Genomic DNA, 20540 nt, shown 5'->3' on the forward strand with positions numbered 1-20540 from the left:
TTCGAGCACTCGTGCTCGTTCCCGCTCTGACCCTCCTCGTTTTGTGTGTGCTGTGGGTCACGATCCTCGTGAGACTGCAGATCGAGAAAGAGTCTGTCGTGCGCGACACGCAGGACGCGGCGCGCACCATCGCGCATTCGCTCCAGACGCACACGTTGAAGACCATTCACGACGTCGACGTGATCGCGCTTCTCATGAAGTTCGGCTACGAGACTTCCCCGCTTACGTTCGATCTCACGCGTTACCAATCCTACGGCCTGATCACCGCCGATACGGCGCTGCAGGTGACCATCGTCGGCCCGAACGGCCACGTGCTCAGTTCGACATTGCCGGTCAAGGGTATCGTCGATCTCAGCGACCGGGAGCATTTTCGCGTGCATCGCGCGAGTGACTCGGTCGGGCTGTTCATCAGCAAGCCCGTGATCGGGCGCGTGTCGAAGCAATGGTCTGTGCAGGCGACGCGGCGCCTCAATAATCCGGACGGGAGCTTTGCCGGCGTCGTCGTCATCTCCGAAGACCCCGCTTATCTCACCGATGGCTTCTACAACAGCGCGGCGCTCGGCAAGCACGGTTTGATCGCGGTCGTGTCGAACAAGGGCTTCACGCTGTCGCGCCGTGCGGGCGAATCGCGCAGCGTCACAGGCGGCCCGCAACTCGAAAGCTATCAGGACATTGCACGCGCGCCGAACGGCACGATCGTGGACCCGGTCGATGGCATCGAGCGGATCGTCGCGAGCAGCACGATCGATCGTTACGGTATCGTCGTGATCGCGGGGCTCTCGCTCGACGAAGCGCTCGACGACTACTACCGCATGCGCCGCGTCTACGTGACGATGGCCGCCGTCATCTCCGTGATGCTGATCGGTTTCGCGATCTGGATCATGGCGCTCGTCTCGACGCTGCATCGCCGCAAGGACTTGCTGCGCCGTCTCTCGGAAACGGACCGGCTGACAGGCCTCTACAACCGCGGACGCATCAAGGACCTTCTGCAGGACGCGGCCGCCGGGCAGCATGCATGCGGCAGGGTTGCGGCGATCTTCGTCGACCTCGACAACTTCAAGCAGCTTAACGATACCTACGGGCATCAATGCGGCGACGAAGTGCTCACCGTGCTCGCGGAACGCTTGCGCGCGGCGGTGGGCGAGCGCGGTGTGATCGGCCGTCTGGGCGGTGACGAGTTTCTCGTGGTGCTCGAATGTGACGACGCACTCTTCGCGGCCAAACGCACGGCCGACGCGATCGCGCATGCGCTCGCCGCCGACATCAGTGTGCGCGGCAAGCCGTACGTCATGCGCGCGAGCCTGGGCGTCGCGGTGCTCGCCGCCGGCGAGACGGCCGACGATCTCGTGCGCAAGGCCGATCATGCGATGTACGAGGCGAAGCAGGGCGGCCGTGGTGGACGCACGACGACGTGGCACGCTTTCGGCGACCAGACCCTCCTCGCGGCGGAAGAAGACGCGGCGTGAAAACTCACGCGTGCCACGCCGCGCCGTCGGGAAACGTGAAGCGCTCCAGCGATTCGGCATGGATCTCGATGCTGTAGCCCGGCGCTTGCGGCGGCATGTAGCGGCCATTCGCGATCACGACGGGATCGATGAAATGCTCATGCAGATGATCGACGTATTCGAGCACGCGATTTTCCAGCGACCCCGACACGCACACGTAATCGAACAGCGAAATATGCTGCACGTACTCGCATAACCCGACGCCGCCCGCATGCGGGCACACCGGCACGCCGAACTTCGCGGCCATCAGCAGCACAATCAGCACCTCATTCAATCCGCCGAGCCGGCAACTGTCCACCTGACAGAAATCGATCGCCTGCGCCTGCAGCAACTGCTTGAACATCACACGATTGTGGCAATGCTCGCCCGTCGCGACGCCGATAGGCGCCACGCGTTGCCGGATCGCGGCGTGCCCGAGGATGTCGTCGGGGCTCGTCGGCTCTTCGATCCACCACGGATCGAATTCGGCAAGACGCCGCATGTTTGCGATCGCCTGATCGACTTCCCAGACTTGATTCGCGTCCATCATCAGCTTGCGGTCGGGCCCGATCTCCTCACGCAGGATGCGCGCGCGCCGCACGTCTTCATCGAGATCGCCACCGACTTTCTGCTTGAAATGCGTCCAGCCTTGCGCGACGCCTTCGCGCGCGAGGCGGCGGATCTTGTCGTCGTCGTAGCCGAGCCAGCCGGCCGATGTCGTGTACGCGGGATAGCCGTCGGCCCGCATCTCGCGTTCGCGCTCGCGCTTGGTCGGCTCATGACGGCGCAGGATCGCAAGCGCTTCGTACGGCGTGAGCGCATCGGTGACATAGCGGAAATCGAGGCAGCGCACGAGCTCTTCCGGGCTCATGTCGACGAGCAGCATCCAGAGCGGCTTCTTCTCCGCTTTCGCCCACAAGTCCCACACCGCGTTGACCACCGCTGCAGTCGCGAGATGGATCACGCCTTTCTCCGGGCCGATCCAGCGCAACTGGCTGTCGGACGTGAACGCCCGCCAGAAGCCGCCCATGTCGGCGGCGATGTCCTCCAGTCGTTTGCCGACGACGAGCGGCGCCAGCGCCTTCACGGCCTGCACGACCACCTCGTTGCCGCGCCCGATCGTGAACGTGAGTCCATGACCAGCGAGCCCTCCGGGCGCATCGGTTTCGAGGATCGCGTAGGTCGCCGAGTAGTCGGGCGCGGCGTTCATCGCGTCGGAGCCGTCGAGCGAGCGGGAAGTCGGAAAGCGAATGTCGCGCACGGAGAGATGGGTGATCGTGGTCATTGTCGGCTCCTTGAAAACACCATGACGGCTTGCAAGCCGCGTCGATTTGTTCAGGCGAATGACGGCGCGAAGGACGACGTTGACAAGCGCGATTCCGCCTCCTAGCCTGCTAGCATGTTAGTTCGAAATCAGGGGCCGCGTGAGCGATTCGACCGACGATGCGAGTCTTGCCGCCGACCCCTATCGCGCGCTGGAAACGCTCCAGGGCGCCGGACGCGGCAGTCTTACCGATGCCGTGGCGGAAGCGTTGCGCGGCGCGATCATCAGCCTCGCGATGGAGCCCGGCATGATGATCGACAAGCTCGCCGTGTGCGAACGCATGGGCGTGTCGCGCTTTCCGGTATCGGCGGCGCTCGCGAAGCTCGCGGCGGCGGGACTCGTCGAAGTCTTGCCGCAGCGCGGCACGCGCGTGATGCCAATCGTGATGCACGACATCCGCCAGCATCTGTTCATTCGCAGCGCCCTCGAAGTGGAAACGGTACGCACGCTGACCAGTGCTTCACCCAATGCAATGATTGAAGTGCTCGGTGCACTCGACGCAAATCTGAACCGGCAGCGCGAGATCGTAGCGGCGGGCTTGCGGCCCGAGTTCCATACGCTCGATCTCGCGTTTCACGAGATTCTGCTCGATGCAACCGGCTTGCCGCGCGTGAAGGAAATCGTCGCGGTGTCGCGCAGTGCGCTCGATCGCGCGCGGCGCCTGATGGCGAGCCCCGAACGCCACGCGCATACGCTTGCCGAGCACGAGCGCATCGTCGAAGCCATACGAACACGCGATGCGGAAGCGGCCGCGCATGCGATGCACCATCACCTGGATGAAGTCGTCGCGGAGTTGCGGCGCTTCGCCAGCGAACGGCCGGATTTGTTCAGGGAATGACGAATAACGCATAACGCATGACTGAGGAGATGACTCAGTTAGTCAACCCGGTGTGGAGGAGACAAAAAATGAAGTTGCTAAGACTGGCAAGCGCGGCCGTTGCAATGGCGGCCGCGGGACTTATCGCGGGCACAGCGCAAGCCGCGGAGGATTTCAAGGGCGTGACCGTTAACGTGATGACGTTCGTCGGACCGCAGATCGCGGAGCCGTTGCAGCGCCGTGCGCCCGAGTTCGAAAAGCTGACGGGCGCGAAGGTCAACATCCTGACGGTGCCGTTCTCGGATCTCTATCAGAAGCTGCTAACCGACTGGGCTTCCGGTACGAACTCGGTGGACGCCGCCGTGTTCGCGCCGCAATGGATGGTTGATTACACGAAGGGCAATTTCCTCGAAGACCTCTCGGGACGCATCGCGAAGGATGCGGCGCTGAAGGAGGGCGACGTAATGCCGTTCTTCGTCGACTTCTCGCAGAAGTTCAACGGCAAGACGTATCTGGTCGCGCTCGACGGCGACTTCCAGATGGTCTACTACCGCACCGATATCCTGAAAGCGCTCGGCAAGCAGCCGCCGAAAACCTGGGACGACTATCTCGACATCGCGAAGGCGGCCAACGGCAAGACCTTCGAAGGCGGCGACGGCAAGCCGGTAGCGGGATCGTGCATTTCGAAGAAGCGCAACGCGCAGGCTTACTGGGCGATCATTTCGATCGCGGGCGGCTATCTGCAATCGAAAGGCACGGCGCAAGGCGCATTCTTCGATCCGCGCACGTTCAAGCCGCTCGTGAACAACGACGCGTTCAAGGCCGCGCTCAACGTGCTTAAGGAATCGACGAGCTACGGGCCGCCCAACGAAATCAATCTCGATGTGGGCGATACGCGCAGCGCGTTCATCTCCGGGCATTGTGCGTTGACGCTCGACTGGGGCGACGTCGGCGTGCTGGCGATCGATCCGAAGCAGTCGAAGGTGATCGACAAGGTCGGCGCCGTGATCCTGCCGGGCTCGACGAAAGTGCTGAACCGCGATACCGGCAAGCTCGTGCCGTGCGACAAGAGCACGTGTCCGTATGCCGTCGATGGCGTGAATCACGCGCCGTTCGCCGCGTTCGGCGGGTGGTCGGGCGGGGTCAATTCGAAGGCCAAGCCGAAGGTGAAGGAGGCCGCTTACGCGTTTCTCTCATACATGAGCCAGCCGGCGCAATCGAACGTGGACGTGACGATCGGCGCGACGGGTTTCAATCCGTATCGCCGCTCACAGTTCACCGATATGGCGATGTGGAAAAAGGCGGGCATGAGCGAGCCGGCGGCGAACTCGTATCTCGGCGCGATCAAGTCGAGCCTGGAAAGCCCGAACATGATCATCGACTTGCGCATTCCGCAGAATCAGCGCTATGAACAGGTCGTGCTCGACACGGCGGTGGCGCGCTTCCTCGCGGGCGAACTCGATGCCGATGCGACGATGAAGGCGATCCAGAGCGGCTGGGACGAAATCACCGAGGACCTCAACAAGGACACGCAGTTGCGCGCGTACAAGGCGTCGATCGGAGCGAAGTAGCGTATGCAATCTTCGTCGCAGGCATCGTCGGCGGGCGCGCCGCGTCGCGCGTGGCGGCGCTCGTCGGTATCGAACTGGCTCGACCGGCAGGCGCCGTATGTTTTCGTCCTGCCGACGGTGCTCGTGATACTCGCGTTCTCGATCTTTCCGCTCGTGAGTTCGGCGTATCTGTCACTGATGCGTTTTTCGCTGGGCGAGGGCGGCTATGAACTGACGTTCGTCGGGCTGCGCAACTATGTGCGGCTCTTCAGCGGCACGCAGCAGTTTCATTTCGTCGGCGTGTTCAGGCCGCCCGGCATCGCAAGCATCGCGGTGATGGTTGTTGCGGTGCTGCTCGTCGCGTGGTGGTTCGTGCGCTATTTGCGTGGCGCTCGCCGGTCGATCATCGGCTTCATCGGACGATCGATTTCAGCCGTCCTGTTCCTCGCGCTCGTCTGGCTCGCGACCAATACGACGGGCAACGGCGGCGCGCTCGGCAGCCTCATGGTGACGATGTTCTATGTCGTGTTCGGCGTGGCCTTGCAGTTTCTCATCGGGCTCGGCCTCGCTTATCTTTGCACGTTGCCGCTCAAGGGCGGGCGCTTCTTCCGTCTGCTTTTTTTCCTGCCGCTGATGGTCACGCCCGTAGGCATTGCGTACATGTTCCGCATGATGGCCGACACCTCCGTTGGTCCGCTCGCGCCGCTCTGGGCGGCGCTCGGGCTCGGGCAGATCGCGTGGGCCGCGGACCCGTGGCTTGCGCGCTCGGTCGTCGTGATCGGCGATACGTGGCAATGGGTGCCGTTCATGTTCCTCGTGCTGCTCGCCGCGCTCGAAGGCACGTCGCGCGATCAGATCGAAGCGGCGCAGCTCGACGGCGCGTCGAACTGGCGCATCTTTCGCGACGTCACATGGCCGTCGATCGCGCCGGTCGCCGCAAGCGCGGTGCTGATCCGTCTGATCGAAGCGTTCAAGGTCGTGGACCTGCCGAACGTGCTGACGAACGGCGGCCCCGGCATCGCGACGGAATCGATGACGCTGCACGCGTTCATCGAATGGCGCACGCTGAATCTCGGCGGTGCTTCGGCGGTGGCGTACATGCTGTTCTTCGTCTCGACGATTGCGTGCGTGTCGTTCTTTCAGCTCGTCGTCAGGCGCGCGAGGGGGCAGGCGGCATGAGTGTGCTCAAGCGCTGGTTCGTTCGCGCGCGCATCGACGAGATGCCGCCTGGCTCGCGCGTGATCGCTTATGCGCTGCTCGCGCTGTGGTCGCTCGTCGTGCTTTTTCCGCTCTACTGGATGGCTATCACGTCATTCAAACTGCCCATCGACGTATCGAGCGGCCCGGTATATCTGCCCTTCATCGACTTCAAGCCGAGCCTCGATGCGTGGCACTACATCTTCGTCGACCTCGGGCCCGACACGTTCCGTCCGTACCTCAACTCGCTGATCATCGCGACATGCGGCACGGCGGCGTCCGTCTTCTTCGGATCGATGGCGGCGTATGCGCTCGCTCGCATTGCATACAAGCCGCCTGTGGCCGCCGTTGGCCTCGGCGTGGTGATGATCGCGGCGCTCATCGCGGCGGTGGGCTGGGGCGGAGTCGACTTGCGCATCGCGGCGGCCGTGGGCCTCGCGTTTTTCGTGCTGCTCTTGCGTCCGATCGTGCGCCGCGCGCGCCGGCATCTCGGCAACGACGACATCCTGTTCTGGATCGTCTCGCAGCGCATCCTGCCGCCTGTCGTCACGGTGATCCCGATCTATCTCACCTTCAAGAGCGTTGGCCTGCTCGACACGCATCTCGCGCTCATCATCACCTACGCGACGGCGAACGTGCCGATCGTCGTGTGGCTGATGTTCGACTTCTTCGATGGCGTGCCGAAGGAGATCGAGGAGAGCGCGCAGATCGACGGCGCGACGCGTTTCGCGATCCTGTTCGGCATCGTGTTTCCGCTTGTGGCGCCGGGCCTTGTCGCGACGAGTTTGCTCGTGCTGATCCTGTCATGGAACGAATACCTGTTCGCGCTCTTTCTGACGACCGCCAACGCACAGACGCTGCCGCTTCTCGTGGCTGCGCAGAACGCGACGCGCGGTCCGCAATGGTGGAACATGTCGGTGCTGATTCTGATCATGATCCTGCCGGTGATGTTGCTGACGCTCACGCTGCAGCGCTTCATCGTGAAGGGCATTCTCGTGGGAGCGGTCAAGGGATGACGGACATGCACATGCCGGCAGCGGACGCCAGGCTCGGCCAGATCGCGGCTTCGCAGCACTCGAAGAGCGTGTCGCTGCGCAATGTCGGCAAGACCTTCGGCGAGACGCGTGTGCTGCGCGATCTCACGCTCGACGTGCACGCGGGCGAGTTCCTCGTGCTGCTCGGCGAATCGGGTTGTGGGAAGACCACGGCGCTGCGCATCATCGCGGGGCTGGAGTCGGCGACCGAAGGCACGGTGCACGTCGGCGAACGCGACGTAACGAACGACCTGCCGCGCGATCGCGACGTGGCGATGGTGTTCCAGTCGTATGCGCTCTATCCGCACAAGACGGTGTTCGAGAACATCGCGTATCCGCTGATCGTGCGCAAGCGCGCGAAGGGCGAGATCGAAGCGGCCGTGCGCGAAGTCGCCGCGAGCGTGCAACTCGAGCCGCTTCTCACGCGCTATCCGCGCCAGCTTTCAGGCGGACAGCGCCAGCGCGTGGCGCTCGCCCGCGCGATCATCCGCAGGCCGGCGGCGTTCCTGATGGACGAGCCGCTCTCGAACCTCGATGCGAAGCTGCGCGGCCACATGCGCGCGGAACTCAAGCACATGCAGCACGAACTCGACATCACGACGATCTACGTTACGCACGACCAGATCGAAGCGATGACGCTCGCGCACCGCGTCGCGCTGATCGACAAGGGTGTGCTGCAGCAGCTCGACACCCCCGCGCGCATCTACTCCGACCCGGCGAACCTGTTTGTCGCGGGCTTCATCGGTTCGCCGCCGATGAACTTCCTGCGCGGCACGCTAGGAGGCCACCGCTTCGAGGCGCAAGACCTGTCACTCGCCGCCGACGTGGACCATCGCGGCGATGCCACACTCGGCGTGCGGCCAGAGGAGTGCGCGCTCGTCGCGGCATCGGAGGGCGAGATGCGGGGCCGCATCTATTCGGTCGAACTGATCGGCGACCATTCGCTCGTTACGCTGAATGTAGGGGAGCAGAAAGTGATCGTGAAGGTGTCAAACATGTTCGCCGGCGAGATCGGCAGCGAGGCGGGCGTGCGCGTGAACCGCGAGCGCATTTATTTTTTCGACCAGCAGACCGGGCAGCGCATCCGGCAAAAATAACCGCCCTAAAGCGACTATATTTAAAGGGCAGGACTGAACGGCGCGTCCTGTAAGGAGGCGCAACATGCGGCGCATTTATTTTCTCCTGCCCGACGTAAAAAGCGCGAAGGGCATCATCGACGAATTGCTGCTCAAGCGGGTCGAATGGCGGCACATCCACGTGCTCGCGCGGCCGCACATGCCGCTCGAAGACCTGCCGCAGGCGACGCTCGCGCAGCGCAGCGACCTGCTTTACGCGCTCGGGCGCGGTACGGCTGCGGGCGGCGTCACCGGCATGCTCGCGGGACTCGTCGCGATGGCGTTTCCGCCGGCGGGCTTGACGATCGCAGGCGGGGCGGTGGTGTGTATGACGCTCGCGAGCGCGGGCTTCGGAGCATGGACCGCGACAATGATCGGCGTCGACGTGCCGAACACGCGCCTCAGGCGCTTCGAGAAGGCCATCGAGAACGGCGAGCTGCTGATGATGGTCGACGTGCCGAAGGGTCGCGTCGAGGAGATCGAGGAAGTCATCAAGAGCCACCATCCCGAGGCGGACGTCGAGGGCACGGACCCGACGATCCCCGCGTTTCCGTAGGCCTTCGCCGCGAGGTTTTTCTGATGCGCTAAGATCACGTGCCGGCACGTGATGCGCATCGCCTTGCGCGCCGAAACAGTCAGCATTTCGCTAAAAAATACGAAAATAAATGTCGAACTTCGTTTCAACGATGGTTCTCAATCAAGGATGAATAATTCGATGCGCCGAGTCGTATTCAATCAGAAGGGTGGTGTCGGAAAATCCACCATCGTATGCAATCTGGCCGCGATTAGTGCGTCCCAGGGTTTGCGCACGCTCGTGCTCGACCTCGATCCCCAAGGTAATTCCAGTCAGTATTTGCTGGGTGCCGATGCGAAGGACGCCCAGCCGAATCTGGCGAGTTTCTTCGAAACGGCATTGAGCTACAGCTTTCGCGAACCCGAAATCAATTCGTTCATCCATTCGACGCCATTCGAAAATCTCGACATCATTCCTTCGCATCCGAATCTGGATGCGTTAATGGGAAAACTCGAATCGCGTTACAAGATCTATAAGCTGCGTGACGCATTAAAGGGTCTGCAGGATTACGACGCCGTTTATATCGACACACCGCCCGCGCTGAATTTCTTTACGCGCTCGGCGCTGATCGCGGTCGAGCGCTGCCTGATCCCCTTCGATTGCGATGATTTTTCGCGCCGCGCGCTCTATTCGGTGCTCGAAAACGTGCAGGAAATCCGCCACGACCACAACCCCGGTCTTGCGGTGGAAGGTATCGTGATCAATCAGTTCCAGCCGCGCGCGAGCCTGCCGCAGCAACTCGTCGACGAATTGCGCAGCGAAAGCCTGCCCGTGCTTAACTCGCATATTTCGCTGTCGGTGAAAATCCGCGAGAGCCATCAGCATGCCCGGCCGATGATCTATCTGGAACCTCGTCACAAGCTCGCGCAGGAATATCTCGCGCTGCATAACGAGCTCAACGGTTAAAGCACCGCAAAGGCGGGCGCGGGAAGCATGAACTCCCTCCTGCTCGCCAATTTCGTGCTGATCTTGCACCTGGCGTTTGTTTTGTTCGTGGTGTTCGGCGGCGTGCTCGTGCTGCGCTATCGCAAGCTGGTCTGGCTGCATTTGCCGGCGCTGGCGTGGGGTATCGCGATCGAACTGGCGGGCTGGGTGTGTCCGCTGACGCCGTTGGAAAATTACTTTCTGCGCCTCTCCGGCGAGGCGGGCTATGCGGGCGGTTTCATCGAGCGGATGATTTCGCGCGTGCTCTATCCCGTCGATCTCACGCCCGCGCTGCGCTACGTGCTCGCGTCGCTCCTGATCGCCGTGAACGCAACGGTCTATGCGTTCGTCATCGTGCGTAAGCGGCGCGCGATGTGACCCGTTTCAACTCTTCTTCGTCGTACGCGCGACGAACGGCGTCGGGGCGTGCTGCACCTTGTCGCTGCCGCATTTGGGGCACTGGAGAGTGACCGTCGCGTGCTCCGCGAGATGCTCCGCATGCTCGAACGTGGCGCCGCACTTTTCGCATCGGTACTGATAGGTCGGCATGACTTTCCTCCAACACAAGCCCTAAAAAGCATTCTAGGCCGCCGAGCGACGCACGACCGGCGTTTCCGGCGTCGGATAGCCCGCCTGCGTGAAGGTCTCGACGATCGCGCGATTCGTGTCGAAGTAGACCTGCCAGTAGTCTTTCGTGCTCGTGTACGGACGCACGCACAAGAGCGGCCCTTCAGGCGTAAACGAGAGGATCTCGACATCGGGCGCCGGCGTTTCCGCCACGTTCGGAATCGCCGCGACGGCCACCTTCAGGCGCGCGATCGCATCGAGCGGATCGACGCCGTTTGCGATCTTCGCCGTCAGTTCGACGCGCCGGGTCGGCAACAGACTGTAGTTCCAGATCGTGTCGGAGAAAATCTTGTTGTTGCCGACGATGGTCGCGACGTTGTCCGGGGTCGTGATCATCGTGCCGAAGAGGCCGAGTTCCATGACGGTGCCGGTCACGCCGCCCGCCGTCACGAAGTCGCCGACCTTGAAGGGCCGCAGCACCTGCATGAACACGCCCGCCGCGAAGTGCGCGAGCAGCCCGCCCCACGCGACGCCGATCGCAAGACCGAGACCGGCGAGCAGCGCGGCGAAGGAGGTGGTCTGAACGCCGAAAATCTGCAGGATCGCGAGGATCAGGAAGAGATTCAGCAGCGCGCCGAGGATGGAGCCGAGATAGTGCGCGAGCGTCGGGTCGACGCGGCCGTTCTTCGCGAGAACCTTGCGCATCCCGCCGATCACGAGGCCGATCAGCCAGCGCCCGACGATCCACAGTGCGATTGCCGCGATCACGTTGATCGCGAAATCGACCCCACGGGTCATGATGAAAACGCGCACCGTTTCGATGTTCATATTTTTCTCACCTTACGCGCTGATCGGAAATACTTCCCCTGTGCCTGGTGAGTTATAGGCGACCGGTTGCGCCACTGCAAGAAACGTGAACGGTGGCGTTTCAGGTCCAGTCAGTGGCTGAGTCCTGCAGGTCTGGAAGTGTCAGCCCTGCCGATGGCAACGGCAGCGCGGTCTTGTAGCGCACCTGCTTGAGCGCGAAGCTGGAGCGAATATTCGACACGCCCGGTATCTTCGTCAGCCGGTCGAGAATGAAGCGTTCTAACGCCATTACGTCGGGCACGACCACGCGCAGCAGATAGTCGGCATCGCCCGTCATCAGGTAGCACTCCATCACCTCGGGCCGCGCGCTGATCGCTTCCTCGAAGCGCAGCAGCGCATCTTCGACCTGCTTTTCCAGGCTCACCTGGATAAACACGTTGATGCGCAACCCGAGCACTTCAGGATTGAGCAGCGTGACGTGCTGCTTGAACAATCCCGCCTTTTCGAGCGCGCGCACGCGATTGAAACAGGGCGTCGGCGAGAGATTCACCGCGCTCGCCAGTTCCGCATTCGTAATGCGCGCATTCTGCTGAAGCTGATTGAGAATGCCGATATCGATGCGGTCGAGCCGCTGCTTGGCCGAGGACGTCATAGTCGAAATATTCCGTGAATGGCGAGAGATAAAGAATAAATACACTATCGGCTGCGCGGCAGCCAGGCAAAAGAGACGCACATTCTGTACGAGGATGGCTATCCTGTTTCGATCGCCTCGAACACTTGCGGAGTCGCGTCATGACGGATTTAGCCAGCGGAACCACTCAGATCATTTCGATAGCCAAGGGTCGCGAAGACAGCGATCCGCAAGAGACGGCTGAGTGGCTCGACGCGCTCGATGCAGTCGTGAAGCATGTCGGCATGGAGCGCGCGCAATATCTGTTCGACCGGTTGTCGGATCATGCGCTTTCGGTCGGAGTGGAATCGATGCGGGCGCGGATCACGCCTTACCGCAATACGATCGACGTCGCGCGGCAGCCGCCGTATCCCGGCAACCTCGATATCGAAGAGCGGCTCGCCGCCGTGCTGCGCTGGAACGCGCTCGCGATGGTCGTGCGTGCGAACCGCGCGTATGGCGAACTCGGCGGCCATATCGCGAGCTATGCGTCGGCGGCAGATCTCTTCGAGGTCGGGTTCAATCATTTCTTCCGCGCGGATGGCGAGGGCAGCAACGGCGGCGATCTCGTGTACTTTCAGCCGCATTCGTCGCCGGGCGTCTATGCGCGCGCGTTCCTCGAAGGCTTTCTCGATGAGGCGCATCTGCGGCACTATCGCCGCGAAATAGCGGGGCCGGGGCTTTGTTCCTATCCGCATCCGTGGCTGATGCCCGACTTCTGGCAGTTCCCCACCGGCTCGATGGGCATTGGTCCGATCAATTCGATCTACCAGGCGCGCTTCATGCGCTATCTGCAGAATCGTGGCCTGCAAAAAACCGACGGCCGCAAGGTGTGGGGCTTCTTCGGCGACGGCGAGATGGACGAGCCGGAATCGATCGGCTCGCTGTCACTCGCCGCGCGCGAGCAACTCGACAACCTCGTCTTCGTCATCAACTGCAATCTGCAACGGCTTGACGGTCCGGTGCGCAGCAACGGCCGCATCGTCGACGAACTCGAAGCGCAATTCACCGGCGCGGGCTGGAATGTGATCAAGGTGCTGTGGGGCTCGGACTGGGACGCGCTCTTCGCACGGGATCGCACGGGCGCGTTGCTGCGCGCGTTCGCGCATACGGTCGACGGCCAGTTCCAGACGTTCTCGGCCAACGACGGCCGTTACAACCGCGAGCGTTTCTTCGGCCAGAATCCCGAGCTTGCCGCGCTCGCGGCGCACCTCTCCGACGAGGACATCGACCGCTTGCGTCGCGGCGGCCACGACGTGCGCAAGCTGCACGCGGCTTACGCGGCGGCGCTCGCGCACAAAGGCCGGCCGACCGTGATCCTCGCGAAGACGATGAAGGGCTTTGGCATGGGCACGGGCGGGCAAGGCCGCATGACGACGCATCAGCAGAAGAAGCTCGATTTCGACGACCTGAAGGCGTTCCGCGACCGCTTCCGCCTGCCGCTTTCGGATGCGGACGTCGAGCAGTTGAAGTTCTACAAACCCGCCGACGATAGCCCCGAAATGCAGTATCTGCACGCGCGCCGCAATGCGCTCGGTGGCTACTTGCCGCGCCGGCGCAAGGTGGCGTCGAAAGGACTCGCCGTCCCGCCGATGCAAAGCTGGGCGCAGTTCGCGATCGAATCGAACGGCAAGGAGATGTCCTCGACGATGGCGATCGTGCGCATGCTCGGCAGCCTCATGAAAGACGCCGCGCTCGGCGCGCGCATCGTGCCCGTGGTCGCCGACGAGGCGCGCACTTTCGGCATGGCGAACCTGTTCCGGCAAGTCGGCATCTACTCGCCGCTCGGGCAACTTTACGAGCCGGAAGACATGGGCTCGATGCTCTACTACCGCGAGGACACGCGCGGACAGATTCTAGAAGAAGGCATCTCGGAGGCGGGCGCGGTGTCGTCGTGGATCGCGGCGGCGACTTCCTACAGCGTGCACGATCTGCCGATGCTGCCGTTCTACATCTACTACTCGATGTTCGGCTTCCAGCGCATCGGCGACATTATCTGGGCTGCCGCCGACCAGCGGGCGCGCGGCTTCCTGATCGGCGCGACGGCGGGCAAGACGACGCTCGGCGGCGAGGGCCTGCAACATCAGGACGGCAGCAGCCATCTCGTGGCATCGACGATTCCGAACTGCCGCGCCTACGATCCCGCGTTCGCGTACGAAGTCGCGGCGATCGTCGATGAAGGCATGCGCGAGATGGTCGAACGCCAGCACGACGTGTTCTATTACATGACCGCGATGAACGAGAACTACGCGCATCCTTCGGCGCCGGGCGGTGCGCTGAGCGAGGCGTTGCGCGCCGATATTCTCAAGGGCATGTACCGGCTTTCGTCGGACGAACGCGCGCGGGTGCAGTTGCTCGGCGCGGGCGCGATCCTCGGCGAAGTGATCGCGGCGCAAGCCATGCTGAAGGACGACTGGAACATCGACGCCGCCGTCTGGAGCGTAACGAGCTTCACCGAACTGCATCGCGATGGCGCGGCGGCGGAGCGCAACGCGCGGCTGGGCATCGAATCGGCCGCTGCGTTCGTCACGTCGTCGCTGGCGCAAACGCGCGGCCCGGTGATCGCCGCGACCGACTACGTGCGCGCCGTGCCCGAGCTGATCCGCGCTTACGTGCCGCGCCGCTACGTGACGCTCGGCACCGATGGCTTCGGCCGAAGCGACACGCGCCAGTCGTTACGCGAGTTCTTCGAAGTCGATCGGGCGTCGATCGTGATCGCCGCTTTGAAAGCGCTGGCGGATGATGGCGAGATCGATGCGGCGACCGTCGCGCGGGCCCGCGAGCGCTACGGCAAGACGCACGATAACGCGCCGTGGCAGCGTTAAAGCCGCTATGAATCTGCTAGGCTGCGACTCACCGAGTCCACGCCTAGCCCGATGACCGATCAGCCTTTCAATCGCTTTTCCGATGCGGAGATCGCCGCCGTTTATCGTGCGATCCGCGAGCGGCGCGACATGCGTCATTTCACTGACGCGCCGGTCGCGGCAGAACAACTGGCGCGTCTGCTAAAGGCCGCGCATGACGCGCCGAGCGTCGGTTTCATGCAGCCGTGGCGTTTCGTGCGGGTGACGGATCGCGCGTTGCGTTTGGCGCTGCACGATATCGTCGAGACCGAACGGCGCGCTACCGCGGAGGCGCTCAACGAACGCGCCGACGAATTCATGAAACTGAAAGTGCAGGGCATCCTCGATTGTGGCGAGGTGCTGGTCGCGGGCCTGATGGAGAATCGCGAGCGCCACGTGTTCGGGCGCCGGACGATGCCGGAGATGGACCTGGCCTCGGTGGCGTGCGCGATCCAGAACCTGTGGCTCGCGGCGCGCGCGGAAGGGCTCGGCGTGGGCTGGGTCTCGCTGTTCGATGTCGATGCCGTGCGGCGCCTCTTGCACATGCCCGCCGATGCCAAGCCAGTCGCGATCCTGTGCATCGGGCACGTCGAACGCTTTTACGAAGAGCCGATGCTGCAAGCCGAAGGCTGGGCGAAACGCGTGCCGCAGGCGTTGTGCGTCGATGAAAACCGCTGGCCTGCGTCGATTCAGAGCTGACTAGTGCCTCTACGCCGCCGACGCGCTTCCGAATCCTCGCGGGCCTGCTTCAGCAAGCTGGACACTTCCTCATCGCTCGTCTGCGAAAAATCGACGTAGAACTGCCCGACGCCGAAGAAGTTGCGCGGCCGGTTCAGACAGACGAATTCATCGACGGCGCTTTCGATACGCGCATCCGAATCCGCGGGCGCCACCGGCAGCGCGGCCACGATGCGCGCCGGCTTCCGGTCGCGCAGCGCCATCGCGGCGGCCTTCATCGTGGCGCCGGTCGCCATGCCGTCATCGACGACGATCGCGACGCGACCTTCCACGTCGAGCGGTCCCCGCGCCCCGCGATATGCCGATTCGCGCCGCGCGAGTTCGTTGCGTTCGCGCGCGATCACGGCATCGAGTTCGGCTTGCGTCACGCCCGTGTAGCGCACGATGCTGTCGTCGAGATAGAACGCGCCGCCCGAAGCGATCGCGCCCATCGCGAGTTCCGGCTGGATCGGCACGCCGAGCTTGCGCACGACGAGCACGTCGAGGTCGGCGTCGAGCGCGCGCGCCACTTCGTAGCCCACCGGCACGCCGCCGCGCGGCAGGCCGAGCACGAGCACGTCGTCGCGGCCGACGTAGGCGCCGAGCAAGGCTGCGAGCGCGCGGCCCGCGTCGATGCGATTGTCGAAGACCGTATCCATGCTTAGAAACTTAGTTCGCGGCAGACGGATTGCAAGGCGCCATCGCGGGGCATGGAGGCTCGAATAAGGTGCAGAGTCTTACGAAGATTTCGATCGAAGCACCATCGGCATGCACGAAGTAAAGCGTGTTTGCACCATTCCAAACCGCGCTCACGCCCGTCACGCACCGAAGCAGAGCGCAAAGCACCATCGTTGGTCCGGAACTTGCAAATCAAGCCGCTTTTTTGCCAATCACAGACGAACCATGCAGGCACTTCAATCCAGTACCGACACGCTCTTTCTGCTTTTAGGCGCCACCATGGTGCTCGCGATGCACGCAGGCTTCGCGTTTCTTGAACTCGGCACGGTCCGCAAGGAAAACCAGGTCAACGCGCTGGTCAAGATCCTCGTCGATTTCGCGGTTTCGACGCTCGCGTACTTCTTCATCGGCTACAACATCGCGTACGGCGTGCAGTTCATGCACAGCGCCGACGTCCTCGCCGAACACAACGGCTACGCGCTCGTGCGCTTCTTCTTCCTCTTGACCTTCGCCGCCGCGATTCCCGCGATCGTCTCGGGCGGCATCGCCGAGCGCTCGAAGTTCAACCCGCAACTGTTCGCGACGTTCGTGATCGTCGGTTTCCTCTATCCGTTGCTGGAAGGCGTCGCGTGGAACGAGCGGCTCGGCGTGCAAGCGTGGCTCAGAAGCGCATTCGATGCCCCCTTCCACGACTTCGCGGGCTCGGTCGTCGTGCATGCTTTCGGCGGATGGATCGCGCTGCCCGCCGTGCTGCTGCTCGGCGCGCGCCACGGCCGCTATCACAAGGACGGACGCATCGCGGCGCATCCGCCGTCGAGCATTCCGTTTCTCGCGCTCGGCGCGTGGGTGCTTGCGGTCGGCTGGTTCGGCTTCAACGTGATGAGCGCGCAAACCGTCGACAAGATCAGCGGACTCGTCGCCGTCAACTCGCTGATGGCGATGGTCGGCGGCACGCTGACCGCGTGGTTCGCCGGACGCAACGATCCGGGCTTCACGTACAACGGACCGCTCGCGGGACTGGTCGCGGTCTGCGCGGGTTCGGACGTGATGCATCCGCTCGGCGCGCTGATCGTCGGCGGCGTGGCGGGGGTGCTCTTCGTGCAGATGTTCACCTGCGTGCAGAACCGCTGGCGCATCGACGACGTGCTCGGCGTCTGGCCGTTGCACGGACTGTGTGGTGCGTGGGGCGGCGTGGCGGTCGGCATCTTCGGGCAGAAGTCGCTCGGCGGGATTGGCGGGGTGTCGGTGTGGTCGCAACTGATCGGCACGGCCGGGGCGATCGTGCTCGCGCTCGCGGGCGGCGCGTTGGTCTACGGCGCGATCAAGGCGACGGTGGGCCTGCGGCTCGATCGCGAGGACGAGTTCAACGGCGCCGATCTCGCGATCCATCAAGTTTCCTCGACCCCAGAGCGCGAACTGGCTGGCTGAGCGATCATTTGCCTCCGGGAATCTTTCAAAAAAGCGATCCAATCGCGCGCGGCACATCGCTTGCTGAAATGTTTGGCAGGAGCGGCGCTTTTTCGACATCGGCCGCTCGAACCAACGGAGGAAACATGAGACAAGCAAACAAGGTGGCACTTGCCGCGCTCCTGGCACTTGGCTGCGGCGCGGCGATGGCGCAGAACGGCGGCGGCAGCGCGGGCGGGCAGGGCGGCACGGGAGGCGGCAACGCGCACGGCGCCGCGACGGCCGGACCGACGGCAAACGGCGACCCCGTATCCGGCGCGATGGCGACGAGCAAGCCGCACAAGATGCACAAGAAAGCCGCCACCGATACGACCAACTTCCCCGGCGCCAACGCCAGCAGCGACACGAAGGGCCAGTAAATCCGACGGCCTTGGCTACTCACGGCCGAGGCTTCTCAAAACCCGCATAAAAATCCCCTTCCGCCACGCGCGAGTGTCCGATAAGGCAGCCCGCGCGCCGGTATGATATGGACTGACCATATCCGGGGGCCGACGCTTGAATCCAACAGAGACTGCGACCTTCGACCTGCCGCTGCCCTCGCGCAATTTCGCCGAGACGCGCCGGGTGCTGCTGCTCGTGCTCATCGGTTCGATTCTGGTGCCGCTCGTGTGCCTCGCCGTCTACGGCTACTACGACTATCAGCGGCGCATCGCCAATGCGGACGATCTGGTCGAGCGCGTCGTGCGTGTCGCCAACGAGCACGCGGTCAAGGTCATCGACCTGAACCAGCAACTCGTCACGCGCATCGTCGACATGCTCGGCGAAAGCGACGACCAGAACATCTCGGGCCGCGAGTCGCAGTTGCACCGCACGCTCGACGATATCGGTGGCGGCTTTCCACAAGTGGCGGCGATCTCGGTCTTTGGCGTGAACGGCGACCTGCTCGCGAACAGCCGCTACTATCCGGTGCCGCGCGTTTCCGTCGGCGGGCGCGAGGACTTCCGCTCCACCCGCGCGATGGCACCCGTCACGTACTTCTCGCTGCCGCTGCGCGGCAAGGTCGGCCAGGCCGACGTCTTCACGACGACGATGGGTCGCGTGTCGCACGGCGGACAATTCCTCGGCGCGGTATCGATCGCGTTGAAACGCGACTACTTCAGCGACTTCTACCGCGAACTCGCGGGGAGCGATCCGGCGCTCACGATCGGCCTCTACCGGCGCGACGGCGGCATCATGGTGCGCTATCCGCCGGAGCCCGCAGGCGCCCATCCCGCGACCAACACGCCGTTCACCAACGCGTTTCGCAACAATGAGCTGTATGGCCGCCTGCGCATGACGTCGACGGTGGACAACATCGACAAGCTGCTCGCCTACCGGCGCGTCGCCGACTATCCGCTCTACGTTGCGGCCGGCTACGCGATGGAATCGATTTACCAGAACTGGTGGCGCAACTGCGCGCTGGTCGCGGCGATCGCGCTCGTGCCGTGCGCAGTCGTCTGGCTGCTGGTCGTGTTCTCGATCCGCCGGCTGAATTCCGAGCAGGCCGCGTGGGAGCGCTGGCAGGCCGAAGTCGCGATTCGGCTGTCGATCGAGGCGTCGAGCCGGCAGTTGCGGCGCATGGGCGCGCTCGGCAATCTCGTCGCGAACGTCGCGCACGATTTCAACAACCTGCTGATGGTCGTCGCGTCGAACATGGAGCTCGCGCGGCGCAAGAATTTCAGCGATGTCGAACCCGAAGTGCTGGCCGTCGAGCGCGCGACCGCCGGCGCGGAATCGCTCGCGCGCCGCCTGATGAGCGTCGCGAGAAAGCAGCCGCTCAAGCAGGAACTCGTCGATCCCGCCGCGTGGCTGCCGGGCATCGCGGAGCTGATGAAGTCATCGGTGCGGGCAAATATCGTCGTGTCGATCGAGTTGTCGCCGGATTTGTGGACCGTGCGCGCCGATCCCGTCGAGCTGGAGCTGGCGCTCGTGAATATCGTCGTGAACGCGAGCGAGGCGATGCCGCGCGGCGGGCGCATCGTGATCCGCTGCCAGAACGTGCGCGTGAAGGCGGGCGAGAGCGAGCTGCCGAACGGCGAGTACGTACTGATCTCGGTTTCGGACAATGGCGAAGGCATGAGCGACGACGTCCGCCAGCGCGCGTTCGAACCGCTTTTCACGACCAAGGTCCGCGGCGCGGGCACGGGCCTCGGGCTCGCGCAGGTGCTCGCCGCGTGCGAGCAGGCGGGCGGCACGGCGCGCATCACGAGCGTCCCGGGCGCGGGCACGACGGTGCGGCTCTATCTGCCGCATCACCATGCGGCGGCGGTTGAGGTTCCGCTCCCTCCTGCGCCGCCGCCTGCTGAGGCCGAGCCGTTCATCGCGGAGAACACGCTCGAACAGGATGCGGATCGCCATCACGAACTGCGCGGCATGTCGGTGCTGCTCGTGGAGGACAACGCCGATGTCGCGGCGGCCGTCTCGGCGGTGCTGGAGGTTTTCGGCTGCGCGGTGCATCACGTCGAAAGCGCCGATGCCGCGTTCGAACTTCTCGGGCAGGGCTACGGCTTCGACCTCGTGCTGTCCGACATCCAGATGCCGGGGAGCATGAACGGCATCGACCTCGCGGAGCAGATTCTCCTGCGTTTGCCGTCGCAGAAGGTCGTGCTGATGACCGGTTACGCCGACGAACTCGAACGCGCGAAACACCTCGGCGTGCTGATTCTCGCGAAGCCCTTCGATATGGAAGACCTGCGCGAACTCGTCGCGCCGGGTGTCCACTAAACCCAATTTCTCCTTTGGCACCCGTTCTCTCTCGCAATCGCGCGAGAGGGAACGCTGTGTGCGTATCTC

At 63.6% G+C, this 20540-nt stretch carries 19 protein-coding genes; 14 read left to right on the plus strand and 5 right to left on the minus strand.

The window, feature by feature from the left end:
- The first annotated feature begins 11 nt into the window (after positions 1 to 11).
- Positions 12 to 1466 carry a sensor domain-containing diguanylate cyclase gene (locus tag AWB65_RS10050; RefSeq protein ID WP_235007569.1) on the plus strand — a complete coding sequence of 485 codons (1455 nt, stop codon included), beginning with the start codon at positions 12 to 14 and terminating at the stop codon, positions 1464 to 1466.
- Between the two features lie 4 nt (positions 1467 to 1470).
- On the opposite strand, the gene AWB65_RS10055 is transcribed toward AWB65_RS10050, so the two are convergent.
- Positions 1471 to 2769 carry an L-fuconate dehydratase gene (locus AWB65_RS10055; RefSeq protein WP_087667023.1) on the minus strand — a complete coding sequence of 433 codons (1299 nt, stop codon included), beginning with the start codon at positions 2767 to 2769 and terminating at the stop codon, positions 1471 to 1473.
- Between the two features lie 139 nt (positions 2770 to 2908).
- Between AWB65_RS10055 and AWB65_RS10060 the strand changes: the two genes are divergently transcribed.
- The 8 genes from AWB65_RS10060 to AWB65_RS10095 all read left to right on the plus strand — a co-directional run bounded on the left by AWB65_RS10060 (position 2909) and on the right by AWB65_RS10095 (position 10397).
- Positions 2909 to 3646, plus strand: coding sequence for a GntR family transcriptional regulator (locus tag AWB65_RS10060; RefSeq protein WP_235007570.1), 738 nt, complete (start codon positions 2909 to 2911; stop codon positions 3644 to 3646).
- A gap of 68 nt (positions 3647 to 3714) precedes the next feature.
- Positions 3715 to 5196 carry an ABC transporter substrate-binding protein gene (locus AWB65_RS10065; protein WP_087667024.1) on the plus strand — a complete coding sequence of 494 codons (1482 nt, stop codon included), beginning with the start codon at positions 3715 to 3717 and terminating at the stop codon, positions 5194 to 5196.
- Between the two features lie 3 nt (positions 5197 to 5199).
- Positions 5200 to 6354 carry a carbohydrate ABC transporter permease gene (locus tag AWB65_RS10070; RefSeq protein ID WP_087667025.1) on the plus strand — a complete coding sequence of 385 codons (1155 nt, stop codon included), beginning with the start codon at positions 5200 to 5202 and terminating at the stop codon, positions 6352 to 6354.
- Positions 6351 to 7388, plus strand: coding sequence for a carbohydrate ABC transporter permease (locus tag AWB65_RS10075; RefSeq protein WP_087667026.1), 1038 nt, complete (start codon positions 6351 to 6353; stop codon positions 7386 to 7388). The genes AWB65_RS10070 and AWB65_RS10075 overlap by 4 nt, the downstream gene beginning before the upstream one ends.
- Entirely contained in the window at positions 7385 to 8503 is a 1119-nt protein-coding gene (locus AWB65_RS10080; protein ID WP_235007571.1) for an ABC transporter ATP-binding protein, read from the plus strand. The genes AWB65_RS10075 and AWB65_RS10080 overlap by 4 nt, the downstream gene beginning before the upstream one ends.
- A gap of 64 nt (positions 8504 to 8567) precedes the next feature.
- Positions 8568 to 9077 carry a DUF1269 domain-containing protein gene (locus AWB65_RS10085; RefSeq protein ID WP_087667027.1) on the plus strand — a complete coding sequence of 170 codons (510 nt, stop codon included), beginning with the start codon at positions 8568 to 8570 and terminating at the stop codon, positions 9075 to 9077.
- 159 nt (positions 9078 to 9236) lie between these two features.
- A complete protein-coding gene (locus AWB65_RS10090; protein ID WP_087659024.1) occupies positions 9237 to 10001 on the plus strand; it encodes a ParA family protein in 765 nt (254 codons plus the stop codon).
- Positions 10002 to 10028: 27 nt separating this feature from the next.
- On the plus strand, positions 10029 to 10397 hold the full coding sequence (locus tag AWB65_RS10095; RefSeq protein WP_087667028.1) for a DUF2784 domain-containing protein: 369 nt from the start codon (positions 10029 to 10031) through the stop codon (positions 10395 to 10397).
- A gap of 6 nt (positions 10398 to 10403) precedes the next feature.
- On the opposite strand, the gene AWB65_RS10100 is transcribed toward AWB65_RS10095, so the two are convergent.
- The 3 genes from AWB65_RS10100 to AWB65_RS10110 all read right to left on the minus strand — a co-directional run bounded on the left by AWB65_RS10100 (position 10404) and on the right by AWB65_RS10110 (position 12045).
- On the minus strand, positions 10404 to 10568 hold the full coding sequence (locus tag AWB65_RS10100) for an FmdB family zinc ribbon protein (RefSeq protein WP_087667029.1): 165 nt from the start codon (positions 10566 to 10568) through the stop codon (positions 10404 to 10406).
- 33 nt (positions 10569 to 10601) lie between these two features.
- Positions 10602 to 11414: a mechanosensitive ion channel family protein gene (locus AWB65_RS10105; protein WP_087667030.1), complete on the minus strand. Its 813-nt coding sequence runs from the start codon at positions 11412 to 11414 to the stop codon at positions 10602 to 10604.
- A 100-nt stretch (positions 11415 to 11514) separates the two neighbouring features.
- Positions 11515 to 12045: an Lrp/AsnC family transcriptional regulator gene (locus AWB65_RS10110; protein ID WP_087659009.1), complete on the minus strand. Its 531-nt coding sequence runs from the start codon at positions 12043 to 12045 to the stop codon at positions 11515 to 11517.
- Between the two features lie 140 nt (positions 12046 to 12185).
- Here AWB65_RS10110 and mdeB point away from each other — a divergent pair, with 140 nt between their 5' ends.
- The gene (mdeB, locus tag AWB65_RS10115) at positions 12186 to 14888 is read left to right on the plus strand and encodes an alpha-ketoglutarate dehydrogenase (RefSeq protein WP_087667031.1); all 2703 of its coding nucleotides are present in this window, start codon (positions 12186 to 12188) and stop codon (positions 14886 to 14888) included.
- A 51-nt stretch (positions 14889 to 14939) separates the two neighbouring features.
- Complete coding sequence (gene bluB / locus AWB65_RS10120) at positions 14940 to 15605, plus strand: 5,6-dimethylbenzimidazole synthase (RefSeq protein WP_087667032.1); 666 nt, start codon at positions 14940 to 14942, stop codon at positions 15603 to 15605.
- Here the strand turns inward: bluB and AWB65_RS10125 are convergent.
- On the minus strand, positions 15596 to 16282 hold the full coding sequence (locus AWB65_RS10125) for a phosphoribosyltransferase (RefSeq protein ID WP_087667033.1): 687 nt from the start codon (positions 16280 to 16282) through the stop codon (positions 15596 to 15598). The two genes, bluB and AWB65_RS10125, sit on opposite strands and share 10 nt — an antisense overlap.
- A 244-nt stretch (positions 16283 to 16526) precedes the next feature.
- Here AWB65_RS10125 and AWB65_RS10130 point away from each other — a divergent pair, with 244 nt between their 5' ends.
- The 3 genes from AWB65_RS10130 to AWB65_RS10140 all read left to right on the plus strand — a co-directional run bounded on the left by AWB65_RS10130 (position 16527) and on the right by AWB65_RS10140 (position 20471).
- Positions 16527 to 17729 carry an ammonium transporter gene (locus AWB65_RS10130; protein ID WP_087667034.1) on the plus strand — a complete coding sequence of 401 codons (1203 nt, stop codon included), beginning with the start codon at positions 16527 to 16529 and terminating at the stop codon, positions 17727 to 17729.
- 125 nt (positions 17730 to 17854) lie between these two features.
- Complete coding sequence (locus AWB65_RS10135; RefSeq protein WP_087667035.1) at positions 17855 to 18127, plus strand: hypothetical protein; 273 nt, start codon at positions 17855 to 17857, stop codon at positions 18125 to 18127.
- A gap of 136 nt (positions 18128 to 18263) precedes the next feature.
- Positions 18264 to 20471 (plus strand): hybrid sensor histidine kinase/response regulator family protein, encoded by a 2208-nt coding sequence (locus AWB65_RS10140; RefSeq protein ID WP_087667036.1) that lies wholly within the window; start codon positions 18264 to 18266, stop codon positions 20469 to 20471.
- Positions 20472 to 20540: the final 69 nt, after the last annotated feature.

Origin of the sequence: Caballeronia humi, assembly GCF_001544475.1 — a bacterium.
GTDB lineage: Bacteria > Pseudomonadota > Gammaproteobacteria > Burkholderiales > Burkholderiaceae > Caballeronia > Caballeronia humi.

What these genes read in the sequence shown, in the direction of transcription:
- AWB65_RS10095 (WP_087667028.1), top strand. Translation starts at nt 10,029, where the DNA reads ATGAACTCCCTCCTGCTCGCCAATTTCGTGCTGATCTTGCACCTGGCG.
- AWB65_RS10135 (WP_087667035.1), top strand. Translation starts at nt 17,855, where the DNA reads ATGAGACAAGCAAACAAGGTGGCACTTGCCGCGCTCCTGGCACTTGGC.
- AWB65_RS10110 (WP_087659009.1), bottom strand. Translation starts at nt 12,045, where the DNA reads ATGACGTCCTCGGCCAAGCAGCGGCTCGACCGCATCGATATCGGCATT.
- AWB65_RS10100 (WP_087667029.1), bottom strand. Translation starts at nt 10,568, where the DNA reads ATGCCGACCTATCAGTACCGATGCGAAAAGTGCGGCGCCACGTTCGAG.
- AWB65_RS10075 (WP_087667026.1), top strand. Translation starts at nt 6,351, where the DNA reads ATGAGTGTGCTCAAGCGCTGGTTCGTTCGCGCGCGCATCGACGAGATG.
- AWB65_RS10080 (WP_235007571.1), top strand. Translation starts at nt 7,385, where the DNA reads ATGACGGACATGCACATGCCGGCAGCGGACGCCAGGCTCGGCCAGATC.
- AWB65_RS10055 (WP_087667023.1), bottom strand. Translation starts at nt 2,769, where the DNA reads ATGACCACGATCACCCATCTCTCCGTGCGCGACATTCGCTTTCCGACT.
- AWB65_RS10090 (WP_087659024.1), top strand. Translation starts at nt 9,237, where the DNA reads ATGCGCCGAGTCGTATTCAATCAGAAGGGTGGTGTCGGAAAATCCACC.
- AWB65_RS10070 (WP_087667025.1), top strand. Translation starts at nt 5,200, where the DNA reads ATGCAATCTTCGTCGCAGGCATCGTCGGCGGGCGCGCCGCGTCGCGCG.
- mdeB (WP_087667031.1), top strand. Translation starts at nt 12,186, where the DNA reads ATGACGGATTTAGCCAGCGGAACCACTCAGATCATTTCGATAGCCAAG.
- AWB65_RS10105 (WP_087667030.1), bottom strand. Translation starts at nt 11,414, where the DNA reads ATGAACATCGAAACGGTGCGCGTTTTCATCATGACCCGTGGGGTCGAT.
- bluB (WP_087667032.1), top strand. Translation starts at nt 14,940, where the DNA reads ATGACCGATCAGCCTTTCAATCGCTTTTCCGATGCGGAGATCGCCGCC.
- AWB65_RS10085 (WP_087667027.1), top strand. Translation starts at nt 8,568, where the DNA reads ATGCGGCGCATTTATTTTCTCCTGCCCGACGTAAAAAGCGCGAAGGGC.
- AWB65_RS10125 (WP_087667033.1), bottom strand. Translation starts at nt 16,282, where the DNA reads ATGGATACGGTCTTCGACAATCGCATCGACGCGGGCCGCGCGCTCGCA.
- AWB65_RS10065 (WP_087667024.1), top strand. Translation starts at nt 3,715, where the DNA reads ATGAAGTTGCTAAGACTGGCAAGCGCGGCCGTTGCAATGGCGGCCGCG.
- AWB65_RS10130 (WP_087667034.1), top strand. Translation starts at nt 16,527, where the DNA reads ATGCAGGCACTTCAATCCAGTACCGACACGCTCTTTCTGCTTTTAGGC.